Below are 14,908 nucleotides of genomic sequence, written 5' to 3' on the forward strand. Positions count from 1 at the left end.
AAAGTGGGTACGAGAGCAATGCTACTCTCGATAAGTCGATATAAAAGTTCATAAACGCAATGGTAATAATCAACGGAATTGATTGTTTGCTGCGGAGGCTCTAGGCCGGGCGTTTCCGGCGAGTTGATTTGCACCGATGTGGGTATTTTCGACTCACCTGTGACATGCAAAAGTGCGGGGTCGGTAACGCTGGTTGACCAGCTGGTCATTGTTTGACTTTGAGAAAACTGTCTGTCGATTAAACCTGGCGGGTTTTTATCAGTCGTAGACTTCATGGCGAGCCGCTTGCGGTTCCCCGTTTCACATGTGCGTCGCAGTCGGGGCGCCCGGTCGTATCAGGAGCCTTGTGCAATGACGCGCACTCAAAAGACGTTTGTCTGGACCCTTTCCACTTTCCTTACCTTGTTGGTGGTGCTGGTGCTGATCATCGTGTTCTTCGACTGGAACCGGATCAAAGCGCCACTCAACGCCAAAGTTTCCGAAGAACTGCACCGCGCTTTTGCCATCAACGGCAATCTGTCGGTGGCCTGGCAGACCGAACCCGATGAAAACGGCTGGCGCGCCTGGGTTCCGTGGCCCCACGTGGTGGCCGAGGACCTCAGCCTGGGCAATCCGGATTGGTCAAAGCAACCGCAGATGGTCACCCTCAAGCGGGTAGAACTGCGTATTTCTCCCCTGGCATTGCTGGCGCAGCGGGTGGTGATCCCGCGTATCGATCTCACCGAGCCGAATGCCCACCTGCAACGCCTGGCTGACGGGCGCGCCAACTGGACCTTCAAATTCGACCCGAAAGACCCGAACGCCGAGCCCTTCAGCTGGGGGGTGGATATCGGCGCGATCGGCTTCGACAAGGGCCACGTCATCCTCGACGACCAGAGCCTGATGACTCAACTCGACGTGCTGATCGATCCATTGGGCAAACCGGTTCCGTTCAGCGATATCGTCGGCGACAAAGCGGCGAAAGCCGCGCAGGAAAAGGGCTCGTCACCCCAGGATTATGCGTTCGCCCTCAAGGTCAACGGCCAGTACCACGGCCAGAAACTCGCGGGCCAGGGCAAGATTGGCGGGCTGTTGGCGTTGCAGGACGCAGCACGGCCGTTTCCGCTTCAGGCACAGTTGAAGATCGGCGATTCCAGCGTTGAACTGGCCGGTACCCTGACCGATCCGATGAATCTCGGCGCCCTGGACCTGCGCCTGAAACTGGCCGGCACCAGCCTGGGCAACCTCTATCCGCTGACCGGCGTAACCCTGCCGGACACGCCACCCTATGCCACCGACGGCCACCTGATTGCCAGGTTGCACGAGGCCGGTGGCGCGGTGTTCCGCTATGAAGAATTCAACGGCAAGGTCGGTGAGAGCGACATCCACGGCAACCTGACTTACGTGGCCAGCCAGCCACGACCAAAACTCAGCGGCTCGTTGTTGTCCAATCAATTGTTGTTCGCCGATCTGGCGCCGCTGATTGGTGCCGACTCCAACGCCAAACAGAAGGCCCGTGGCGGTGACAGCAAACAACCGGCGGACAAGGTTCTGCCGGTCGAAGAGTTCAAGACCGATCGCTGGCGCGATATGGACGCCGATGTCGAGTTCACCGGCAAGCGCATCGTGCACAGCGAAAAACTGCCATTCAACGACCTGTACACCCATCTGGTGCTCACCGATGGCGTGCTCAGTCTCGAGCCGCTGCGTTTCGGCGTAGCTGGCGGCAAGCTGGATGCGCAGATTCGCCTGAACGGCCATGCCGAGCCGTTGGAGGGCCAGGCAAAACTCACCGCGCGGGGCTTCAAGCTCAAGCAGTTGTTCCCCGGCTTTGAACCAATGAAAACCAGTTTTGGCGAACTCAACGGCGACGCTGATATCAGTGGTCGCGGCAATTCGGTGGCCAAGCTGTTGGGCAGCGCCAATGGCAATCTGAAAATGCTGATCAATGATGGCGCAATCAGTCGCGAACTGATGGAGCTGGCGGGCCTGAACGTCGGCAACTATGTGGTTGGCAAGATCTTTGGCGACAAGGAAGTGAAGATCAACTGCGCGGCCGCTGACTTCGGTATCCAGTCCGGCCTGGCGAGTACCCGCTTGTTTGTGTTCGACACCGAGAACGCGATCATCTACATCGACGGCACCGCCAACATGGCGACTGAACAACTGGACCTGACCATCACCCCGGAATCCAAGGGCTGGCGCCTGCTTTCACTGCGCTCGCCACTGTATGTGCGCGGCAAGTTCATCAAGCCCGATGCCGGGGTCAAGGCCGTGCCGTTGATGCTGCGCGGAGCCGGGATGGTCGCGCTGGGCGTGATCGCCGCGCCGGCGGCAGGGTTGCTGGCGCTGGTGGCACCGAGTGGGGGCGAGCCGAATCAATGCGCGCCGTTGCTGGAGCAGATGAAGGCGGGCAAGGTGCCCAAGACCGTCAAAAACTGATTCGTGCAAACAGTGTTCAAGCGCCGCAAGCCTTCGATTCGGGGGCGCTTGAACGTCGTGCACTGTCCAGGCTTTCAATCCAGGTCGGCGGGTACAGGAATTTGCAGTAGCCTTGTTTCAATGTTGCGCCCCAATTTCTTGAGGACATCGGCTCTTACCAGGTTGTAGTGGCGCTCATCCAGTAAGCTGCACAACAGCCAGCTGTTGGTCTGACGGTCGTTGTCAGCGCTCAAGACAGGCTGCTCGAGAATATCGATGGAAATCTCGTGAAGCGTTTCGAACGCCACTTGCAGGGTTACCACGGTTTTGTCGTTGCGAATAATCGTCAGCAGAACAGCCGTTGAAACCGGTGTGTCCGTGGTGGTGCTCACAATAGCGTTTTTTTGCAGCTTTTCGACGATTGCCCTGATTGCCGGTGAATCACCCGGGAGGTTGACCAATTGGGCCAAGGCAATGGCGAGCGCTTGTCGTTCGTCTTGTGGAAGGGCACTCCCGGCACTTTGTTCCACAACACTCGACAGGTTTATGTTTTCAAATTCGAGTTGCTGAGTCGCTCGGTTATTAACAATCCAGCCAAATTTTATAACTGTATCTGTATAGGTGGACCACGAAGTTGCGCGGGGGCTGTTTTTTTGTTCCGCCACCAATTCACCGAACAGACTGGATGTTAAAATATCGTTTTTGAAACTGTCAGTGTGCGGGCCGCAAAAAATTATAATGTTGCCATTGACAAGCCAGGTATCAGAGACTGTTTTTTTCATGTTTTTTCCATCGCGACGTGTACGCGGGAAGTTGTTTAAATCGGCAAGTATTTGCCGATTTAAACGTATCAGCGACTGTTAGAAGTCAGGCAGGTCAGCAATGAATTTCTTGCCATTTTCGCTGAATTTTTCGTACAGGCTTTCACGCAAGCCGGAAAAGACCTTAGTGTCCAGGTAAGTGCGTACGGCGCCCGATTTTATCGTGGTGGACTGCTTGGTCGATTTCCAGAACAGAATGCCATGGGTGCTTTCCCTGGCATCCATGGCGATGCAGTTGAGGAGCATGTTCGCTTGCCCGCTGTTATCAACCCAGACCGGCGCGATGTCGAATTTTGTCTGAGCGCCGAGCTTTTTGTAGCTATCAAAAATCTTAATGGCACCGGGATTGTTCTGCACCGCCTCAACTGCCTTTTTGGCAACCCCGGCGAGAATTTGAGCAGCACTGGCGCCAATCAATCCTGCTGCTACTTCCAAGGCAACCTGATCCATCGTCAGGGCGGCTCTCTTGATAGTGACCTCCTGGATGTTCCTGTTTTGAGTCACCCAACCCAGCTTGCTCAGGCCGTCAACATAGTAACGATACCACTCGAAAAGTTGCGCGTCTTCGGGGAAATTTTTGGTGGCGGCATTTTGCATGACTAATTTGCACAAGTTGACATCGTCGATGATTACCTGCGAAACGCCGGGCAGGAATGCATCGATAGTATTAGGCATGACGCTGGCAGTTGGTTTGTCGATATCGTGCTCAGGCTTTTCAGGGGACTCAGGCAGTTCAAGTAGCGAGCGCTGTGTGGTGACTGGAAAGGTTGGCAGGGAATCAATAAATTCAAGTCGTTGTTCAAGTAGCATGAAAGTAATCCTTTACTTGTTTTTTAAACAGCCGGTTGGCTGTGGTTGTTAGAGTAAGTTAGTTTTTTTTAAAGTCTAGTTGGGGTTTGTAACTTCAGGTTTTATTGTGCTTTAAATGTTTTAATGCGGTGGTGTCGGGTTAAATGGTCTTGTGACTTGCGAAAGTATGTAGTGTTTTCGTTTCCTGATCAGCGCACCGCATGCCCGGACAACAATGCCTCCTCACGCAACCACGCAAAAAACGCCCGAACCGGTGGATGACGTTCGCGTCCCGGGACGCACAGTGCGCTATAGCCAGCACCATCGACCTGGATTTCTCCCCGGTACGGCAGCAACAGACCACCGGCCACGCTTTCCGACACCAGGATATTGCTTGCCAACACCAGACCTTGCCCGGCAATCGCCGCTTGCAGGGCGTAATGCTCTTCGTCGTATTCGCGCACGGCGGGCCGGCCGCTCGACCAGGTTTCGCCGGAGCGAGCGCACCAGGCCTCCCAGCCGTGGGCATACAGCTTCGAGTTGTGCCAGCGCACGCTGATCAGCGTCGGGGCACGACTCGACGCCAGGGCCACTTGTTCGGGGGAACCGTAGACACCGAAGGACTCATCGAACAGGCACTGGCCGTACAGGTTGGGGTAGTCGTCGAGGCTGTAGCGCAGCACCAGATCGACACTGGCGTCCTGATGCAGATCGATGACCTCGCAGTGGGTATCGAGACGTACGTTGATGTTCGGATGCCGGGCGTAGAAGCGTCCCAGCCGTGGCACCAGCCACAGCGCGGCGAAGGCAGCGGTGGTGGAGACCGTCAGGTTGGCGCTGCTGCGTTGCGGGCGCAGGGTGTCGACACTTTGCGCCACTTCGAGGAAAGCCCCGTGCAGGCTCTGGAACAACCGTTCACCGCACTCGGTCAGGCGCACCTGGCGTGGCAGGCGCTCGAACAGCGGTACGCCGAGCCAGCTCTCCAGGGAGCGGATCTGATGGGACACCGCCGTCGGGGTGACCGACAGTTCTTCGGCGGCAGCCTTGAAGCTCAACAGGCGTGAGGCGGATTCGAAGGCACGCAGGGCGGTCAAAGGTAGCGAGGCGAACACTGAAAGCTCCACGGATGAAATGGATTCATCCTGAATGATTTTTGCTCATTTGAAGAGGCGCAGCTGACAGCTTCAAGCTGCAAGCCACAAGCCGTTTGAGTTTAGTCCTTGAGGAGGTTCAGATGAGTAAAATTCTTGCCGTTCATGCCAGTCCACGTGGTGAACGCTCTCACTCGCGCCGTTTGGCCGAAGTGTTTCTGACGGCCTGGCAGGCCCGTCATCCACAGTCACAGTTGACCCGGCGCGAAGTCGGTCGGGCGCTGATACCGCCGGTCAACGAAGCATTCGTGGCCGCCGCGTTTTACCCCGAGCCTGATGCCCGGCCATTATCGATGCAGGCCGACCTGGCGTTCAGCGACGAGCTGGTCGGCGAACTGCTGGGCCACGATGTGTTGCTGATTTCCACGCCCATGCACAACTTCAGCGTGCCCAGTGGCCTCAAGGCCTGGATTGATCAGATCGTGCGCGTCGGGGTGACCTTCGATCACACCCTGGACAATGGCGTGGCCCAGTACCAACCGTCGGTGCAGGGCAAAAAAGCCCTGATCGTCACCAGCCGTGGCGGCTTTGGTTTTGGTCCGGGAGGCGAGCTGGAAGCCATGAACCATGCCGACACGCTATTGCGCACGGTGCTCGGATTCATCGGCATCACGGACGTCACCGTGGTGGCCGTCGAGGGTGAAGAGTCCGCCGAACGCACCTTTGAGATCTCCGCCGCCGAGGCTGAGCGGCGCTTGTTGGCGCTGGCCGGGGAGTTCTAGATGGCCTGGCTGTTTCTGCTGATCGCCGCCGGGTTCGAAGTCACCTTCGCCATGGGCATGAAGTACGCCGAGGGCTTCACTCGGCTCTGGCCTTCGCTGATCACTGTGGTGGCCGCTGTGGGCGGGATCTACTTCCTGACCCTGGCCATGCGCGAATTGCCGGTGAGCATTGCATACCCGATCTGGACCGCCATCGGTTCGCTGGGCACGGTGTTTCTCGGTTTCGCGCTGCTGGGTGAAAGCCTGACCGCAATCAAACTGGTCTCGGTCGGGCTGATCGTGGCGGGCGTGGCGGGGTTGAAGTAGGGTGGATGACATAGACTTGTCGTCGAGTTGTCATCTTCGCTGGTGATGCTTGGCGGATGTCTTGCTTCCGCCTTGCGTCACCCTCCGACCACAAGGATGTCCACCCATGTCGCAAGGTTCTGCCCCGCGCTATCCGCTGGTGTTGGTACCCGGAATGCTCGGGTTTATCCGCCTGGTGCTTTATCCATACTGGTACGGGATCGTCGAGGCATTGCGCCGTGGTGGTGCGGTGGTGTTCGCCGTGCAGGTCTCGCCGCTTAATTCGAACGAAGTGCGCGGCGAGCAACTGCTGGTACGCATCGAGGAAATCCTGCGGGAAACCGGGGCCGGCAAGGTCAACCTGATCGGCCATAGCCAGGGTTCGCTGACCGCCCGTTATGCGGCGGCAAAGCGTCCGGACCTGATCGCTTCGGTGACCTCGGTTGCGGGGCCGAATCACGGTTCGGAACTCGCCGATTACCTGCACGAGCATTATCCCCATGACAGCATGCGTGGCCGGTTGCTGTGCTTTTTGCTGCGGATTATCAGTGCGCTGATGGGGTGGCTGGATACCGGTTACCGCGGGCCGAAGCTACCGGTGGATATCCATGCGTCCCACCACTCCCTCACCACCGCTGGCGTCGCGCTGTTCAATCAGCGTTATCCACAGGGGCTGCCCGACATCTGGGGCGGTCACGGGCCGGAAGAGGTCAACGGCGTGCGTTATTACTCTTGGTCCGGCACATTGCAACCGGGCATTACCGATCGCGGGCGCAACCTGCTGGATGGCACCAACCGCAGTTGCCGGTTATTCGCCAAAACCTTCGTCTGCGAAGCCGGGCATTGCGACGGCATGGTCGGGCGCTACAGCTCGCACCTGGGGACGGTGATTGGCGATGAGTATCCGCTGGATCACTTCGATATCGTCAACCAGTCACTGGGGCTGGTGGGCAAGGGGGCCGAGCCGATCAGGTTGTTTGTCGAGCATGCGGCGCGGCTGGCGGCGGAAGGCGTCTAGACCGCGTTATCGTTCTTCGTCGGAACGCCGCCCGGACCAAGCCCGCTCCCACAGGGGAATGCATTCCAAATGTGGGAGCGGCGGTGCGACGATTCGACTTGCTCGCGAAGGCGGCGGCTCAGGCAACACTGACCTTGCGACCCAACACCGTCGTCCAACGCTCGGAAACAATCACCCCGCCCAAGGTCAACACTCCGCCCACCAGGTGATACATCGCCAGTTGTTCATGCAGTACCACTGCCGCAATCAATGCGGTAATCAACGGCAGCAAGTTGAAAAACTGCGTGGTCCGGCTCGGACCCAAACGCACCACGGCCTGCATCCACGCCAGCGGCGCGACCATCGAAGCCAGCAGGCAGGCGTACAACACCAGCGGAATATTCTGCAGGGTCGCGCCGACTTTCGGTGAGGCGAGGAACAGCGGAAACAGCACCACCACGGCCACCAGTACCTGCAAATACAGGAGCACCAGCGGCGGCAGTTTCAGCTGCCATTTTTTCAACAGGGTGCTGTAGACCGCGTAGGCCAGGGTGGCGATCAGCATCATCGCGTCGCCCAGGTTGACCCCGTGCTCCAGCAATATGCCAAGGCTGCCGGATGACACCACCACCAGGACACCGGTGAATGACAGCACCGCACCAGCCAGGGCCCCCATGGTCAGGCGCTGGCCGAGGCTGATGATTGCCATGGCGAGCGACATCAGCGGCATCAGCGACAGGATGATGCCCATGTTGGTGGCCGTAGTCAGGCTCGCGGCGAAGTACGCCAGGCTTTGATAGACCGCCATGCCGAGAACACCGAGGACAAGGATCTTGCCCAGGTTCGGTCGGATCAGCGGCCAATGGGCGAGCACCGGTTTGAGCATGAAGGGCGTGAACAGCAACCCGGCCAGCAGCCAGCGGTAGAAACCGATCTCGGCGGGGAAGATCGCCCCGGCCGACATTTTGGTGATCACGGTGTTGCCGGCCCAGATAAAAATGGCCAGCAGGGGATAAGCGTATTGCATCGGGAAAAACCAGAACGTTAATGAGGGGCAATTATCCGCTTGTCTGGATGCAAGCCTATACTTCGAACCAGACAACCCGCCCCTGATGACGGACAGCATGAGCAGTAAACACATCGACCTGCTGGACTTCAGCGAACTGCCGTCGGCGGTGTACTTCCGCTACGCCGATTTCGACGCCCACGAATACGCAGCACCCCATCGACATCCCTGGGGGACGCTGGAATATGCAGCCCATGGCGTGCTGCACATGGACGTCGAGGGCAGCCGCTTCATGTCGCCACCGCAATACGCGGTGTGGGTACCGCCGCAGATCGAGCACAGTTTCTATAGTCACCAACCGGTCAACTACCGCGCCGTGTGCCTGGCGCCCAAGGTGTGCACCGATCTGCCGTCGCGAGCCTGCACCCTGGCCATCAGCGACATCCTCAAGGCGATCCTCAAGGACTTCGCGGCTCGGGACGTGAAAATTCCCGAGCAGGCTGCCGATCAGCGTCTGGCCCAGGTATTGGTGGACCAGCTACGACAGGCGCCGGTGCACGAGTGCTATTTGCCGTACGCCAGCAGCCCCGGACTGTTGGGGATCCTGGAAGCGTTGCAGGCCGAGCCGGGGGATAACCGGCCGCTGTCGGAATGGGCCGCGCGCATCCATGTCAGCGAGCGCACGCTGGCACGGCAGTTCATGCGGGAACTGGGCATGAGTTTCGGCGAGTGGCGCCAGCGCCTGCGCTTTCTGGCGGCAATCGAAGCGCTGGAAAGCCCGCGAAGCATTCAAGAAATCGCCTTCGACATGGGCTACAGCACTGGCTCTGCGTTTATCGCAATGTTCCAGCGCCAGGCCGGGTGCACGCCGGAGCAGTATCGACGCAGCCATCTGGAGAACAGGAAGGTGTAACAGGGGTTGTCTACACTCCAGTACGAGGCCACGCCCCTCGGTGTGGCAACAAGGAGAAAACTCCATGAAGATGTTGCGTGTCCCTTTGTTGATGATCGGTTTGCTGCTCTGTTCCCAAGGCTTCGCCGCCACAGCCCAACAGGAAAAGATGACCACCTGCAACGCCGACGCCACGGCCAAAAGCCTCAAGGGCGACGAGCGCAAAGCCTTCATGAGCACCTGCCTGAAGGCCGCTCCGGCGGCAAACGATGCCGGTAAAGCCTTGACGCCGCAGCAAGAGAAAATGAAAACCTGCAATGCCGACGCCGCCACCAAGGCCCTCAAGGGGGATGAGCGCAAGGCGTTCATGAGTGATTGCCTGAAGAAAAAATAATTCACAGGGATCAACTCAGTCGAGTGTGGGAGCGGCGTTGTATGGGCTGACTGGGGAGTTTCACAATTTGCCCAGCCCCCGACCAAGGTCGCCCCACACAATCCCTAGTGCTCGCACCGGATCGCTGGCAGACTGCCAATCCTTTTTATGCCGTTCGTTTTTGAGGCTGTATGCCAACGTTTTCTCAGCGTCAAGTTTTGCTGGTCATCAGCTGGGTCATCATTTTTGGCGGGTTGCTGCTGGTCCTGCCGCTGCGGTTGCTGCCCAGCCTGCTCGCCGGGTTGCTGGTGTTCGAACTGGTCAACATGCTCACCCCGCAACTGCAACGACTGATTGAAGGCCGACGTGCACGTTGGCTGGCAGTGGCGTTGCTGGGGACTCTGATTGTCAGCGTACTGTCGCTGATCTTTGCCGGCGCCATCAGTTTTCTGCTGCACGAAGCGGAAAACCCAGGTGCTTCCCTCGACAAGTTCATGGGGGTGGTCGACCGTGCACGCGGGCAACTGCCGCCGTTCATCGACGCCTATCTGCCGGCCAGTGCCGCCGAGTTTCGCGTGGCAATCGGCGAATGGGTCAGCAAGCACCTCAGCGATTTGCAACTGGTGGGCAAGGACGCGGCGCACATGTTCGTGACCTTGCTGATCGGCATGGTGCTGGGGGCGATCATTGCCTTGCAGCGTGTGCCGGACCTGACCAAGCGCAAGCCGCTGGCTGCGGCGCTGTTCGATCGCCTGCACCTGCTGGTCCAGGCGTTTCGCAACATCGTGTTCGCCCAGATCAAGATTTCCCTGCTCAACACCTTCTTCACCGGGATTTTCCTGGCGGTGATCCTGCCGCTGTTCGGCATCAAGCTGCCGCTGACCAAAACCCTGATCGTGCTGACGTTCCTGCTCGGCCTGCTGCCGGTGATCGGCAACCTGATGTCGAACACCCTGATCACCATCGTCGGTCTATCGCTGTCGATCTGGGTCGCCGTGGCGGCGCTGGGTTACCTGATTTTTATCCACAAGCTCGAATACTTCCTCAACGCGCGCATCGTCGGCGGGCAGATCAGTGCCAAGTCGTGGGAGTTGCTGCTGGCGATGCTGGTGTTCGAGGCCGCGTTCGGCCTGCCGGGGGTGGTGGCGGGGCCGATTTACTACGCGTATCTGAAGAGTGAGTTGAAGCAGGTGGGGATGGTTTGATCCGCTGGATCTTTATTGCCTGATCTGGCGCCTTCGCGAGCAAGCCCGCTCCCACATTTGAGCGTATTCCATCTAGAGGAACTCGGTTGAATGTGGGAGCGGGCTTGCTCGCGAAGGGCGCACCGCAGATTTCGGATCAGTCCATCGAGCCGTAGCGTTTTGCAGCCTCGATCGCCAGACCGCTGCCGATACTGCCAAAGATGTTCCCTTCCACATGCCGCGCCTTCGGCAGCATCGCCGAGACGCTGTTGCGCAGCGCCGGGATACCACTCGAACCGCCGGTGAAGAATACCGTATCGACCTGGTCGACCCGCACGTCGGCGTTTGCCAGCAGTTGGGTGACGCTGTTACGCACCCGCTCCAGCAGGCTGTCGATGGCCGACTCGAACAGTGCACGGCTCAAGTCCACACTCAGGCCCGCTTCAATGCGGTCCAGCGGCACGTGGCGGCTGTCGGCGTGGGTCAGCTGGATCTTGGTTTCTTCCACTTCCATCGCCAGCCAGTGCCCGGCGCGCTGCTCGATCAGTTTGAACAGGCGATCGATGCCGCCCGTGTCCTCGATGTCGTAGCGCATGCTGCCCAAGGCCAGCTGGGATTTCTGTGAGTACACCGAGTTGATCGTGTGCCAGGTCGCCAGGTTCATGTGGTGGCTGGTGGGCATGTAGGCGCCGCTCTTCATCCGGCTGCCATAGCCGAACAGGGGCATCAGGCCGGCCAGCGAAAGTTGCTTGTCGAAATCGGTTCCGCCGATGTGCACGCCGCCGGTGGCGAGGATGTCATCCTGGCGGTTATCCACAGCGCGACGCTCCGGCGACAGACGCACCAGGGAGAAGTCGGACGTACCACCGCCGATGTCGACGATCAGCACCAGCTCTTCTTTCTCGATGGTCGACTCGTAGTCGAATGCCGCAGCAATCGGTTCGAACTGGAACGAGACTTCCTTGAAGCCGATCTTGCGCGCCACATCGACCAGGGTGTCTTCGGCTTCCTTGTCGGCCATCGGGTCGTCATCGACAAAAAACACCGGCCGACCCAGCACCACTTCTTCGAACTCCCGACCGGCGGCTGCTTCGGCACGGTTCTTGAGCTGGCCGATGAACAGCCCGAGCAGGTCCTTGAACGGCATCGCCGTGCCCAGGACGCTGGTGTCGTGCTTGATCAGCTTGGAACCCAGCAGGCTCTTGAGCGAGCGCATCAGGCGGCCTTCGTAGCCTTCCAGGTACTCGTGCAGCGCCAGCCGGCCGTACACCGGGCGGCGTTCTTCGATATTGAAGAAGACCACTGACGGCAGGGTGATCTTGTCGTCCTCCAGCGCGATCAGCGTTTCCATGCCGGGGCGCAGCCAGCCGACGGTGGAGTTGGACGTGCCAAAGTCGATACCCACGGCACGGGCTGGAGATGCGTTGTTCATGTCTTTCAGGTTCCGGTTAAAAAACGGCCGCGCAGTGTATGTCAGAGCGCGCCAGATTCGAAGGCCGGTTATCTGCTAATTCTTCGCAAACAATGCCTTGAAAGATGGGGCATTCCCCCCAAACTACCCTGCATCAACCGGACAGCCGCGGGAGTGCTCGCAACAAGCCCCGCCTGCTGCCGATAAACTTCTGCTGCGCCGCCCGGTCACAAACTTGAGATCGGTCAGACCAATGGCTGCAAACAAGCGCATGCTGTGGCCTGTGGCCTGTGGCGCGATTTGATAACGGATGGTGATTCCCGCGATGGACTTCAAAGACTATTACAAGATTCTCGGTGTGGAGCCGACCGCAGACGATAAGGCGATCAAGGCCGCCTATCGCAAGCTGGCGCGCAAATACCACCCTGACGTCAGCAAGGAAAAGGATGCCGAGTCCAAGTTCAAGGACGCTTCGGAAGCCTATGAAGCGCTGAAAAGCGCCGACAAACGCGCCGAATACGATGATTTGCGCCGCTATGGCCAGCATGGCCAGCCGTTCCAGGGACCACCGGGATGGCAGAGCCGTGGTGGTTTCGGTGGCGGCGGCCAGGACACGGGCGATTTCTCGGACTTTTTCAGTTCGATATTCGGCAACCGTGGGCCAGGCTTTGGTGGTGGACAGTCACGTCGCAGCACCGGACGTCGAGGGCAGGACGTGGAAATGGAACTTGGGGTTTTTCTCGAAGAAACACTGTCGACCGAGTCGAAGAAGGTCACCTTTCAGGTGCCGCAGTACAACGCGGCCGGCCAGCATGTAAGCAACACCAGCAAAAGCCTGAACGTGAAGATCCCCGCCGGCGTGAGCGACGGCGAGCGCATTCGCCTCAAGGGGCAGGGCGCGCCGGGTGTGGGTGGCGGGACCAATGGCGACCTGTACCTGACGATCCGTTTTGCTCCGCACCCGAAATTCGACGTCGAAGGCGAGAACCTGATCATCACCTTGCCACTGGCACCGTGGGAGCTGGCGCTGGGCACCGAAGTCGCCGTGCCGACCCTGACCGGCAAGATCAACCTCAAGGTGCCGGCCGGCAGCCAGAACGGCCAGCGCATGCGCGCCAAGGGCCATGGCCTGATGAACAAGGCCGGTGAGCGCGGGTTCCTGTTCGTGCAACTGAAAGCGGTGATGCCGAAGAAATCCGACGATGACATCAAGGCCCTGTGGCAGGAGCTGGCGAAAAAAGCCGCGTTCGACCCGCGAGAGCATTTTTGATCCCTTGGAACCAAGGAGACACTGACAATGAGCAGTCCCCTGAACGTTCAACTGGACATGGCAGAATTCTGTGAGGCGACCGAGCTGTCGGCCGTCTACGTGATCGAAATCGTCGAACACGGCATCCTCGAACCTCAGGGTGCTCAGCCCAAGGACTGGCGTTTCAATGACTACGAGCTGACCCTGGCCAAGCGCGCCGCCAAGCTGCGGCGCGACCTTGACCTGGAATGGGAAGGCGTCGCCCTGGCGCTGGATCTGCTCGAAGAGGTCCAGCAACTGCGGGCCGAGAACCGCATGCTCAAGCAACGATTGGGGCGGTTGTTGGTCGAGTAGGTGTTCTGTTGTATTTGCCTGGTCTGTCAGACCGCTTTCGCGAGCAAGCCCGCTCCCACCGGATGTTCACCGTCCATGTGGGAGCGGGCTTGCTCCGGGCGGCGTTCCGACGAAGAACGATAACGCGGTCGCCAGGTATTAAACGTTCCTGGGCAATACCACGGTAAACAGTGTTCCGGCCGCCTCGCTGGAACTCACCTCGATGGTGCCCTGATGGGCATTAACCACTTCCTTGACGATAAACAGGCCGAGCCCAAGGCTGGTAGAAGGCTGGCCCAGTTCTTCGTCGGCGCTGCGCACCATCGGATCGAAGATCGTGCCGATGGCATCTTCGGGAATGGGGGGGCCGTAGTTGTGAACGGTCAGGCGAACTGTTTCCGGCTCGCCTGTCAGGGTCACGGTCACGTCGTGTTTGTTCGAGCCATGTTGCAGCGCGTTGCCGATCAGGTTTTGCAGTAGTTGCTGGAGTCGCCCGGCATCCCAGATGCCGCGGGTATCACCCACGGTTTTCAGGGACGGATCGCATGCGGGATTGCCGGCGCAGGCCTCGGCGATGGCTGCGTGTACTGCATCGGCCAGGTCCATGGGCGCCGGATCGATCGGCAGGCTCTTGCCCAGGCGACTGCGCACCAGTTCCAGCAAATCGCTGACCATCACCGCCATGTGCCGGGTGCCGCGCTGGATGTGGGTCGCACAGGTCAGGGCATCGCCCTCGAGAGTGGTTTTGCGCAGGAGCATTTCGATGGACATGCTCACCGCTTGCAGAGGCGCGCGCAGATCATGACCGAGGATCGCCAGAAAGATGTCCCGCGAACGGTTGACCTGTTCGGCATAGGCCGCGGTGGATTCGGCCAGGGCTTCGTCGATGGCTTCGTTGAACCGGATCATGTCCTGGAAACTGGCCATGTCGGGAGACTCAAGACTGTTGATCCACAGGCGGATCACGCAAGCGCGCAGGTGACGGAATTCGCTGGTCATCTGCACCAGGTCGAAGCCCACGGTGTGCCGCAGTTCGCCGTGGCTGGCGCCGGCCTGGTCCAGGCTTGGGGTTTTTTCCGGGCCTTCGCCGCAGGCCTTGGCCGCCTGTTCAGTGGGGGACTGGGGCTTGCTCATGTCCCGCGCCGCTGCCAGCAGGATCGATTTCGCGTGGTCGCGCAGGGCGACGCAGTCCATGAATTCGGCGGCCGGGGTGATGGTTTTGGCGAACTGCTCCCACTCATCGACGATGCAATCAACGCGCTGCACGATGAATTCGGAAAGGCGCATGTCAGGTC

General features: G+C 59.3%; 16 protein-coding genes. 9 read left to right on the forward strand and 7 right to left on the reverse strand.

Going from position 1 to position 14,908, the window contains the following annotated elements:
* Positions 1-275, reverse strand: a 275-nt coding sequence (locus ACCD00_RS14390; RefSeq protein ID WP_413425439.1) for a hypothetical protein, incomplete at its 3' end; no start/stop codon positions are given.
* A 76-nt stretch (positions 276-351) separates the two neighbouring features.
* Here ACCD00_RS14390 and ACCD00_RS14395 point away from each other — a divergent pair.
* Complete coding sequence (locus ACCD00_RS14395; protein WP_413425441.1) at positions 352-2,421, forward strand: AsmA family protein; 2,070 nt, start codon at positions 352-354, stop codon at positions 2,419-2,421.
* 74 nt (positions 2,422-2,495) lie between these two features.
* On the opposite strand, the gene ACCD00_RS14400 is transcribed toward ACCD00_RS14395, so the two are convergent.
* The 3 genes from ACCD00_RS14400 to ACCD00_RS14410 all read right to left on the reverse strand — a co-directional run bounded on the left by ACCD00_RS14400 (position 2,496) and on the right by ACCD00_RS14410 (position 5,134).
* On the reverse strand, positions 2,496-3,182 hold the full coding sequence (locus ACCD00_RS14400; RefSeq protein WP_413425443.1) for a hypothetical protein: 687 nt from the start codon (positions 3,180-3,182) through the stop codon (positions 2,496-2,498).
* A 78-nt stretch (positions 3,183-3,260) separates the two neighbouring features.
* On the reverse strand, positions 3,261-4,031 hold the full coding sequence (locus ACCD00_RS14405; protein WP_413425445.1) for a hypothetical protein: 771 nt from the start codon (positions 4,029-4,031) through the stop codon (positions 3,261-3,263).
* A gap of 188 nt (positions 4,032-4,219) precedes the next feature.
* Positions 4,220-5,134, reverse strand: coding sequence for a LysR substrate-binding domain-containing protein (locus ACCD00_RS14410; protein ID WP_413425447.1), 915 nt, complete (start codon positions 5,132-5,134; stop codon positions 4,220-4,222).
* Between the two features lie 110 nt (positions 5,135-5,244).
* On the opposite strand from ACCD00_RS14410, the gene ACCD00_RS14415 reads away from it, so the two are divergent.
* From ACCD00_RS14415 to ACCD00_RS14425, 3 genes are all read left to right on the forward strand, one after another.
* On the forward strand, positions 5,245-5,883 hold the full coding sequence (locus ACCD00_RS14415; RefSeq protein ID WP_413425449.1) for an FMN-dependent NADH-azoreductase: 639 nt from the start codon (positions 5,245-5,247) through the stop codon (positions 5,881-5,883).
* Positions 5,884-6,189 carry a DMT family transporter gene (locus tag ACCD00_RS14420; RefSeq protein WP_413425451.1) on the forward strand — a complete coding sequence of 102 codons (306 nt, stop codon included), beginning with the start codon at positions 5,884-5,886 and terminating at the stop codon, positions 6,187-6,189.
* Between the two features lie 106 nt (positions 6,190-6,295).
* Complete coding sequence (locus tag ACCD00_RS14425) at positions 6,296-7,186, forward strand: esterase/lipase family protein (protein WP_413425453.1); 891 nt, start codon at positions 6,296-6,298, stop codon at positions 7,184-7,186.
* A gap of 118 nt (positions 7,187-7,304) precedes the next feature.
* On the opposite strand, the gene ACCD00_RS14430 is transcribed toward ACCD00_RS14425, so the two are convergent.
* Entirely contained in the window at positions 7,305-8,192 is an 888-nt protein-coding gene (locus ACCD00_RS14430; protein WP_413425455.1) for a DMT family transporter, read from the reverse strand.
* Between the two features lie 97 nt (positions 8,193-8,289).
* Between ACCD00_RS14430 and ACCD00_RS14435 the strand changes: the two genes are divergently transcribed.
* The 3 genes from ACCD00_RS14435 to ACCD00_RS14445 all read left to right on the forward strand — a co-directional run bounded on the left by ACCD00_RS14435 (position 8,290) and on the right by ACCD00_RS14445 (position 10,641).
* Positions 8,290-9,084, forward strand: coding sequence for an AraC family transcriptional regulator (locus ACCD00_RS14435; RefSeq protein ID WP_413425457.1), 795 nt, complete (start codon positions 8,290-8,292; stop codon positions 9,082-9,084).
* A 64-nt stretch (positions 9,085-9,148) separates the two neighbouring features.
* Positions 9,149-9,457: a PsiF family protein gene (locus tag ACCD00_RS14440; protein ID WP_111284342.1), complete on the forward strand. Its 309-nt coding sequence runs from the start codon at positions 9,149-9,151 to the stop codon at positions 9,455-9,457.
* 170 nt (positions 9,458-9,627) lie between these two features.
* Positions 9,628-10,641, forward strand: a complete 1,014-nt coding sequence (locus tag ACCD00_RS14445) for an AI-2E family transporter (protein ID WP_008016836.1) — start codon at positions 9,628-9,630, stop codon at positions 10,639-10,641.
* A gap of 136 nt (positions 10,642-10,777) precedes the next feature.
* On the opposite strand, the gene ACCD00_RS14450 is transcribed toward ACCD00_RS14445, so the two are convergent.
* The gene (locus ACCD00_RS14450; RefSeq protein WP_413425460.1) at positions 10,778-12,052 is read right to left on the reverse strand and encodes an Hsp70 family protein; all 1,275 of its coding nucleotides are present in this window, start codon (positions 12,050-12,052) and stop codon (positions 10,778-10,780) included.
* A 304-nt stretch (positions 12,053-12,356) separates the two neighbouring features.
* Between ACCD00_RS14450 and ACCD00_RS14455 the strand changes: the two genes are divergently transcribed.
* Positions 12,357-13,301 carry a DnaJ C-terminal domain-containing protein gene (locus ACCD00_RS14455; RefSeq protein WP_413425462.1) on the forward strand — a complete coding sequence of 315 codons (945 nt, stop codon included), beginning with the start codon at positions 12,357-12,359 and terminating at the stop codon, positions 13,299-13,301.
* A gap of 27 nt (positions 13,302-13,328) precedes the next feature.
* Positions 13,329-13,634, forward strand: coding sequence for a chaperone modulator CbpM (locus tag ACCD00_RS14460; protein ID WP_413425464.1), 306 nt, complete (start codon positions 13,329-13,331; stop codon positions 13,632-13,634).
* 138 nt (positions 13,635-13,772) lie between these two features.
* Here ACCD00_RS14460 and ACCD00_RS14465 read toward each other — a convergent pair whose 3' ends face one another.
* Complete coding sequence (locus tag ACCD00_RS14465) at positions 13,773-14,900, reverse strand: sensor histidine kinase (RefSeq protein ID WP_413425466.1); 1,128 nt, start codon at positions 14,898-14,900, stop codon at positions 13,773-13,775.
* Positions 14,901-14,908: the final 8 nt, after the last annotated feature.

The sequence above is a fragment of the Pseudomonas sp. Pseusp3 genome (genome assembly GCF_047304225.1).
In the GTDB taxonomy this organism is placed as follows: domain Bacteria; phylum Pseudomonadota; class Gammaproteobacteria; order Pseudomonadales; family Pseudomonadaceae; genus Aquipseudomonas; species Aquipseudomonas fluorescens_CD.

Bases quoted from the DNA above. Each gene is read 5' to 3' on its own strand.
- ACCD00_RS14395 (WP_413425441.1), top strand. From the start codon at position 352: ATGACGCGCACTCAAAAGACGTTTGTCTGGACCCTTTCCACTTTCCTT.
- ACCD00_RS14400 (WP_413425443.1), bottom strand. From the start codon at position 3,182: ATGAAAAAAACAGTCTCTGATACCTGGCTTGTCAATGGCAACATTATA.
- ACCD00_RS14405 (WP_413425445.1), bottom strand. From the start codon at position 4,031: ATGCTACTTGAACAACGACTTGAATTTATTGATTCCCTGCCAACCTTT.
- ACCD00_RS14415 (WP_413425449.1), top strand. From the start codon at position 5,245: ATGAGTAAAATTCTTGCCGTTCATGCCAGTCCACGTGGTGAACGCTCT.
- ACCD00_RS14420 (WP_413425451.1), top strand. From the start codon at position 5,884: ATGGCCTGGCTGTTTCTGCTGATCGCCGCCGGGTTCGAAGTCACCTTC.
- ACCD00_RS14425 (WP_413425453.1), top strand. From the start codon at position 6,296: ATGTCGCAAGGTTCTGCCCCGCGCTATCCGCTGGTGTTGGTACCCGGA.
- ACCD00_RS14430 (WP_413425455.1), bottom strand. From the start codon at position 8,192: ATGCAATACGCTTATCCCCTGCTGGCCATTTTTATCTGGGCCGGCAAC.
- ACCD00_RS14435 (WP_413425457.1), top strand. From the start codon at position 8,290: ATGAGCAGTAAACACATCGACCTGCTGGACTTCAGCGAACTGCCGTCG.
- ACCD00_RS14440 (WP_111284342.1), top strand. From the start codon at position 9,149: ATGAAGATGTTGCGTGTCCCTTTGTTGATGATCGGTTTGCTGCTCTGT.
- ACCD00_RS14445 (WP_008016836.1), top strand. From the start codon at position 9,628: ATGCCAACGTTTTCTCAGCGTCAAGTTTTGCTGGTCATCAGCTGGGTC.
- ACCD00_RS14450 (WP_413425460.1), bottom strand. From the start codon at position 12,052: ATGAACAACGCATCTCCAGCCCGTGCCGTGGGTATCGACTTTGGCACG.
- ACCD00_RS14455 (WP_413425462.1), top strand. From the start codon at position 12,357: ATGGACTTCAAAGACTATTACAAGATTCTCGGTGTGGAGCCGACCGCA.
- ACCD00_RS14460 (WP_413425464.1), top strand. From the start codon at position 13,329: ATGAGCAGTCCCCTGAACGTTCAACTGGACATGGCAGAATTCTGTGAG.
- ACCD00_RS14465 (WP_413425466.1), bottom strand. From the start codon at position 14,900: ATGCGCCTTTCCGAATTCATCGTGCAGCGCGTTGATTGCATCGTCGAT.